Annotated in this window: 1 other RNA gene; it reads right to left on the bottom strand. The window is 57.3% G+C overall.

Annotated elements, in window-relative coordinates:
• Positions 1-295: a transfer-messenger RNA gene (ssrA, locus tag DBV14_RS33225) on the bottom strand; the annotation flags it as partial.

Here is a 295-nt window from a genome sequence, read left to right on the forward strand (position 1 = left end):
GCCGGCGGGAATCGAACCCGCGTCCGATAGTGCGGAGCAAGAGCTTCTCCGGGCGCAGTCCGTATTATCGTTTTCTCAGTCCCGACGCTCGCACGAACACGTCGTCGACGGACTCAGTCACTCTGAAGTGTTCATCCTTCCCCGATGACGAGGGTCGGCAGCAGTGGCTCCTTAGATGATGGAACGATCCGGGTCAGGAGCAAGCCCGGGGTTCCAGACTGCTAACGCTGATCAGGCAGCGAGAGCGAAGTCAGTGCGCTTGGATTCGGCACTTATTGGTTTCCAGTTTTTTTTT

The organism is Variovorax sp. KBW07 (assembly GCF_003852515.1).
Taxonomy (GTDB): Bacteria; Pseudomonadota; Gammaproteobacteria; order Burkholderiales; family Burkholderiaceae_C; genus Variovorax.